Source organism: Pseudogracilibacillus amylolyticus (SeqCode) (genome assembly GCF_051918545.1).
Lineage (GTDB): Bacteria > Bacillota > Bacilli > Bacillales > Amphibacillaceae > Pseudogracilibacillus.
Window position 1 is genome coordinate 1 of record NZ_JBPPZG010000208.1, and the last position, 4,646, is coordinate 4,646.

3 protein-coding genes are annotated in these 4,646 nt (G+C 32.5%); 1 reads left to right on the plus strand and 2 read right to left on the minus strand.

The genetic code is table 11. From position 1 onward, the window contains the following. Nucleotides 1–551: 551 nt before the first annotated feature. Nucleotides 552–1,688, minus strand: a complete 1,137-nt coding sequence (gene dnaN, locus ACPYKA_RS17320) for a DNA polymerase III subunit beta (RefSeq protein ID WP_479543463.1) — start codon at nucleotides 1,686–1,688, stop codon at nucleotides 552–554. A 183-nt stretch (nucleotides 1,689–1,871) separates the two neighbouring features. Further along, nucleotides 1,872–3,212 (minus strand): chromosomal replication initiator protein DnaA, encoded by a 1,341-nt coding sequence (gene dnaA / locus ACPYKA_RS17325; protein WP_479543464.1) that lies wholly within the window; start codon nucleotides 3,210–3,212, stop codon nucleotides 1,872–1,874. A gap of 1,048 nt (nucleotides 3,213–4,260) precedes the next feature. Between dnaA and rpmH the strand changes: the two genes are divergently transcribed. Further along, a complete protein-coding gene (gene rpmH, locus ACPYKA_RS17330) occupies nucleotides 4,261–4,395 on the plus strand; it encodes a 50S ribosomal protein L34 (protein WP_336260256.1) in 135 nt (44 codons plus the stop codon). The last annotated feature ends 251 nt before the right edge of the window (nucleotides 4,396–4,646 follow it).

The window sequence follows — 4,646 nt, forward strand, 5'->3', positions numbered from 1 at the left end:
CGGTATAAAAACGCTCTAATATACTTAAAATGAATTTTTAACCCTATAAAAAGACAAATAAAGCCCTTTTCCAAAAAAGAGCTTTATCATAAATTGATTTATGAAATTTACGGAAATAAAATTTCTATTTCTATACAAAATCCGCGAAGTAACTAGGTTGATTTGTTCTGCACATCTCTGAATAAAGTTGCAATGTAAAATACCGCTACGGAAATACACTCCGCTTTCCACGGGCGGCTGTTGAGCCTTCCTTGTGCTACGCACTGCGTTGTCTCATCTAGGCCTGTCCTCCCGTAGGAGTCTCCGTGTATTTCCTACGCTAGGTATGTTTGGTAAATAGCTCTGCATAATTTTTTATTACTATCTCAATAGTTGATTGGAGCCGGAGGGCAGTCGACTCCCGCGGGAAAAGCAATATAGGAACTCAGACTAAGAACTCCACGACCTTATGTCTTCGTCTGCACTAGTACATCCTGTACGTCGGAAGACTCAGAAACAGATACAAAAAGATAAAATATATGAATATTTTGTGCAAAAAATTATTTAGTATATTAATATGTTCTGACTGGCAAGATTAATTGTAATATATTTTCTTCTTCTGGAGTTTTTATAACGAATGGTCGCATTGGACCTGTGAAATTTATTTGTACTCTTTCGCTATCAATTGTCCGCAGTGTATCCAGCATATACCTTGAACTAAAGGATATTTTTATTTCTTCTCCTTTTATAGATATAGCCCCTAATTGTTCTTTAACATTTCCAATTTCGGGAGAGTTACTGGAAATTTCAATACTATTTTGATCAATTGTATCTAAACGAATTACATTATTTTGATCAGCGCTTGATAAAAGTGCTGCTCGTTCAATTGTTTGAATCAGATCTTTTGTAAAGACATCAATAACTGTCTTGCTTTCAGTTGGGATTAGTCGATCTGTCTCAGGATAATTTCCACTTAAAAGTCTCGATAAAAAATACGTATTTTCTGTATAAAATAATACTTGATTATTAAGGATCTCTATATGAATCGTCTCATCATTATTATCAAAAATTTTGTTTAATTCTTGGAGACTTTTCCCTGGTATTACAATATTTGTAGCATCTAAATGATGACTTTTAATTGGAAAAGATCTTAATGCAAGTCTATGACTATCAGTCGCTGTAAAAGTTACTAAATTATTTTCAATAGTTACATTAACTCCCGTTAAAATTGGTCTTGTTTCCATTGGAGATACAGCAAATACAGTTTGTTTAATTAATGTTTTTAAATCTTTACATTGTATATTTAATTGCTTTTCTCCTTCATCAATTTTTATTTGTGGGTATTCACTGCTACTTTGACCATATAGCGTAAATACTGCCTTTCCAGAAGTTATAACCGTTTTAAAGTTTTCTTCAACAGTAATTGTAACAATTTCTTCAGGTAATTTTTTTATTATTTCTGGGAAATGGGGTACAGGAAGAACGATCGACCCAGTTTCAATATCTGAAATAATTTCTTCATCATTTATTTGTACAGGAATATGCGATTGAATTGTAATATCGGAATTACTTCCTGTTAGTATAATTTTTGATTGAATGACGTCTATTTTCATGCCAGTTAAAATCGGAATTACTGTTCTTGAAGAGATTGCAGTTGAAACAGCTTGTATACTGTTAAGCAAATATTTTTTCTTAACTTTGAATTTCATTATTTTCCTCCTAGAAGATTGCTGTCATATATATATTTATTAATAAATATTTAGTAATAATAGTAATAGGGCTTGTTAATATGTGCATAAGTTTGTTTAAGCTAATATATCACTATTTTTCCAATGTTATCAACATGTGAATAACATGGCGTTTTTCATGTGGTTTATTCACAATTGTTAACATTATAGATTACTTTTAATTTCTTCTTTATACGTGTTTATTTCAGCTTGAAATTCATTATCTTCTGTTAAAAGTTCTGTTATTTTCTTATGGGCATGTATTACTGTTGTATGATCTCGTCCGCCAAATTCTTCACCTATTTTTGGAAGTGATAGATCCGTTAATTCTCTACTTAAATACATGGCAATTTGCCTAGGAAAAGCGATTGTTTTTGTTCTTTTCTTAGATAGAAATTCATCTACAGTGACATTAAACTTTTCGGCGATATAAGACTGGATTCCTTTAATAGTTATTTTTTTCGGTCTGTTACTAGGGATAATATCTTTTAATGCTTCTGTTGCTAGTTTCGTATCAATATCCTGATTGATTAATGAAGAGTAGGCGATAACGCGAATTAATGCACCTTCTAGTTCACGAATATTTGTGTCAATTTGATTTGCAATATAAAGCATTACTTCATTTGATATATCATCTAGTCCTTCTGCTTTAGCCTTTTTAGATAAAATAGCGATTCTCGTTTCTAAATCAGGAGGTGAAATATCGGTAATTAATCCCCACTCAAATCTAGAACGTAAACGATCTTCAAGTGTTGGTATTTCTCTTGGTGGACGATCACTTGAAATAATAATTTGTTTGTTTTCTTCATGTAATGTGTTAAAAGTATGGAAAAATTCCTCTTGAGTTTGTTCTTTTCCCGCTAAAAACTGAATATCGTCAACTAGTAAAATATCAACATTTCGATATTTATTACGAAAATTTTCTGCTTTGTTATCCATTATTGCGTTAATAAATTCATTCGTAAATTTTTCAGAAGATAAGTAGATTACTTTTCTATCAGGATGATATTCTCTTACATAATGGCCAATTGCATGCATTAAATGGGTCTTTCCAAGTCCGACTCCACCATAAATAAATAAAGGATTATATGATCTAGCGGGCGCTTCAGCCACAGCTAATGATGCTGCGTGAGCAAACCGATTTGCAGCTCCAACAACAAACGTATCAAAAGTATATTTTGGATTTAACATATTTTGGCTATCTTCTTTAACGGGATTTTTTTCCTGTATTTCCTTAACTTCTGGTTGTTCATTATTTTCATCAATAATCTCAAATCTAACGGATATTTCAGTTCCAGTCATTTCAAATAATAGTGTATCGATTACATCTGTGTATCTTTGATCTAACCAATTTTTTGTGAATTCATTTGGAACATTTATTATAAGGATATTATCAGTTAGGCCCTTCACGGCAGTTTGACTCAACCACGTATCATAGCTTGGTTTACTAATTTTGGATTTCATTTCATTCAATATGTACTGCCATAATTCTTCAATATTTTCCAAGTGATACACCTCTTTATTTCATAAACTAACTAGTTGTAAGTATAAAAATCCTTTCGACAATTCTCCCTGCTTATGAGGAAGAAGGAAAGGAAATATAATTTTAATGCGTGTTCAAAAAGGAGGATAAAAAGGACCTGTCAGCAACGCCGACACTAGCACGTCCTGTGCGTCGGAAGTTCGAGGCGGAAAAGCAAGCCAACGAGCTTCCACAGGATGTGGTGACTTCGACGTTCGACACAGGACGTGTCGGTATTTAGTCGAAGTTCCCCTAATGCAGTGTCATTTTTACCGGACTTTTTGAACATCCTCTTTTATATCGTATCAACTTTCGTCATAAAAACCTGTTGTGGATAATATATATTATAAAATTAAAGCACGTTTTATGGAACTTATTCACAATGTGGTTTATCTTATATACAGAAGAAAGAATATGTTAACATTTTATCCACAACTTGGGGATAAGTAAGTGCTAAAATAGAGTTATTAACATGTAGGAGCATTATTAACAATATCAAAATTTGCTAGAATATGCAATGTTTTTTATATAGTTATCCATATGTTATTCGTATTGGGTATAAAAATTATCAACATGTGTAGAAATTGTTGTTAAGCTGTCGATAATTGTAGAAAAATATTGTCACGTGAAAAATTCAATGTGATTAGATTGTGGAAAACTTGAAACTTTTATTAAATTTTTTAATATAGGCTGATTGCGATGTCTCAAACTTTAAACTGGGTTATGAGGTTGAGGTACGCCCTGAAATAATTTTTCCCCTAAAACGGACGGTATAATACACCTTTGTAGTTAATGGAAGATCCTAGGTTATTTTTTACTTGAATATTTTGCGGAAAAGGGCATATCGCAAAAAACTCGATATGGTTGTATGTTGACTATTGTTTGTTGTTTACGTATAATTATCAAGACAGTTTTTGTCATGGAAACATTGAATGAAGAGTAAGTTATTTTATCAAAAAATTGCTTCTCCTATTTTTAATATTCGTAAGTTTCTATATGAATGATCAACTAATATTTAAGGAGGTGCATGAAATGAAAAGAACATTTCAACCGAACAATCGTAAACGTAAAAAAGTACATGGCTTCCGTGCACGAATGAGCACAAAAAACGGTCGTCAAGTTTTAGCTCGTCGCCGTCGTAAAGGAAGAAAGGTATTGTCTGCATAGGCCACTGAAGCAAGTCAGTGGTCTTTTTTGCAGCTAAGAAAGAATAAATCTTTCCTACTGCATAAGTGCAACTAAGGCTTTCGCCAAGGCTTGCACTCTAGAGCATAAGTGCAACATCACCTCTGTCTTTCGCCAATCGGTGTGTTTACTTTAGCGAGAAGCCAAGTTTTCTAACAGTTTTAATAGATTGAAGTAAAATTTAAAGGTGATTGTTTTAAATGAAAAAAGCTTACCGAGTGAAGAAAAATAGT

What these genes read in the sequence shown, in the direction of transcription:
- rpmH (WP_336260256.1), top strand. Translation starts at nt 4,261, where the DNA reads ATGAAAAGAACATTTCAACCGAACAATCGTAAACGTAAAAAAGTACAT.
- dnaN (WP_479543463.1), bottom strand. Translation starts at nt 1,688, where the DNA reads ATGAAATTCAAAGTTAAGAAAAAATATTTGCTTAACAGTATACAAGCT.